The sequence below is a fragment of the Streptomyces sp. NPDC058664 genome (assembly GCF_042716635.1).
In the GTDB taxonomy this organism is placed as follows: domain Bacteria; phylum Actinomycetota; class Actinomycetes; order Streptomycetales; family Streptomycetaceae; genus Streptomyces.
In genome coordinates this window covers 1-2006 of the sequence record NZ_JBHXRW010000002.1, presented here as the reverse complement: position 1 = coordinate 2006, position 2006 = coordinate 1, and the positions used below count along the sequence as shown (strand labels likewise).

The following is a 2006-nucleotide window of genomic DNA, read 5'->3' as shown; positions in this document are numbered from 1 at the left end:
GGCCGGCCACCCCCCCCCCCGGGGCCCCCCCGCCCCCCCCGCCCAACACCCCCCCCCGGGCCCCCCCCCCCCCACCCCCGGCCCGGCGGGGCGGGGGTCCCCCCGGGCCGCCCGTCGCCGTGTTCCCGCGCTCCCTACACGGGGTCCAGATCGGCCACGGGCTCAAGGACCGTCCGGGCCGGGAGAGTCTCCGGGAGGAGGGCGAAGCAGGCCAGGCTGACGAGGGCGACCAGGGTCAGATACGCGGCGACGCCCCAGGGCGGGCCGGAGCCGCCGTCGGACAGGGCGGTGGCGACCAGGGGGGTGAGGGCGCCGCCGAGGACGCCGGCGAGGTTGTAGCCGACGGCGGCGCCGGTACAGCGGACGCGGGGCTCGTACAGCTCCGGGAGGTACGCGGCGACCACCGCGAACATGGTGATGAAGGCGAGCAGCGCGCCCAGGAAGCCGAGGAACATCAGGAACGGCCGGGCCGTGTGCAGCAGGGCCACCATCGGGAACATCCAGAGCGCGGAGGCCGCGCACCCCGCGAGACAGAGCGGGCGGCGGCCCCAGCGGTCGGCCAGGAGGGCCACGAAGGGCGTGGCCGCACCCTTGATCGTCACCGCCGCCATGACACAGGTCAGCATCACGGTGCTGCTCACCCCGAGGTGTTCGGTCCCGTAGGCGAGGGCCCAGGTGGAGACCGTGTAGAAGGTGGCGTACCCGACCGCGAGCGCACCGGCCGTCAGCAGGACGAGCCGCCAGTGGTCGCGGGCGACCTCGGCCAGCGGGGCGCCCGCGCGCTTCCCGGACGCGGCCAGCTCCTCGAACTGGGGGGTCTCCGCGAGGGAGGAGCGCAGCAGCAGCCCGACCGCCGCGAGGACACCGGCGGCCCAGAACGGCACCCGCCAGCCCCAGGACCGGAACTCCGCGTCGCTCAGGCCCGCCGAGAGCGCCAGCATCACCCCGTTCGCCAGGAGGAAGCCGACCGCCGGGCCGATCTGGGGGAAGCTCGACCAGAGCGCGCGCCGGTGCGCGGGGGCGTGCTCGGCGGTGAGCAGGACGGCCCCGCCCCACTCCCCGCCGAGGCCGAGGCCCTGGAGGAAGCGGAGGACGAGCAGGAGCACGGGGGCGGCGATGCCGAGCGTCGCGTACGTGGGGACGCAGCCGACCGCGACCGTGGCGCAGCCGGTCAGGAGCAGCGACGCGAAGAGGACCGGACGCCGGCCGTACCGGTCCCCGACGTGGCCGAAGAGGATCGAGCCGAGCGGACGGGCCACGAAGCCGACGGCGAAGGTGCCGAAGGCGGCCAGCGTCCCGGCGAGCGGGGAGAAGGTCGGGAAGAAGAGCGGCCCCAGGACGAGGGCGGCGGCGGTCCCGTAGACGAAGAAGTCGAAGAACTCGATGGCGGTGCCGACGAGCGAGGCGGTGGCGAGCCGGGTCATGGACGGTGCTCGGGGTGGCGACGGAGAGTCACTGAGGCGCATGTCGCGCCAACTACCCCACCGATGTCCGGGTTACGGGGGCGTGTGGAAGCGGGGGGGGGGGGGGCCGCGCCCGCCGATCGGCGGATTCGCTCATCACTGCCCCGCGCGCAGCGGCTACCTCGGATCGCGGGGCGGGGGTAACGTCAGCCGGGTGCCCGATGCCTTCTACCGCCGAGACCCCGAGGACCCGAACCGGTTCCTCTCGACCGAGCTGACCCGGGGCCCTTGGTCACCGGACGCCCAGCATGCCGGACCGCCGTCGGCGCTGCTCGGGCATGTGATCGAGCGGTGTGAGCCGCGGCCGGGGTTCCAGGTCGGGCGGGTCGCGGTGGAGATTCTCGGGCCCGTTCCGTTGGCGCCGTTGACCGCCCAGGCGAAGGTGGTGCGGGCGGGGCGCAGTGTCGAGTTGATCGAGGCGACGCTGTCGTCCGAGCGTGGGCCGGTGATGCAGGCGAAGGCGTGGCGGATCAAGCTGGCCGAGCCCGCGCTCGACCTGCCCGAGGAATTCCTGCCCACCGGCACCCGACCGTTCCCCGATGC

General features: G+C 75.0%; 2 protein-coding genes. One reads left to right on the top strand and one right to left on the bottom strand.

The features are described from left to right. Positions 1 to 134 precede the first annotated feature (134 nt). A complete protein-coding gene (locus tag ACFWUY_RS01745; RefSeq protein ID WP_384100848.1) occupies positions 135 to 1424 on the bottom strand; it encodes an MFS transporter in 1290 nt (429 codons plus the stop codon). A gap of 193 nt (positions 1425 to 1617) precedes the next feature. On the opposite strand from ACFWUY_RS01745, the gene ACFWUY_RS01740 reads away from it, so the two are divergent. Continuing rightward, positions 1618 to 2006 (top strand): acyl-CoA thioesterase domain-containing protein (locus tag ACFWUY_RS01740; RefSeq protein WP_384100846.1); only part of this gene is annotated, 389 nt, incomplete at its 3' end.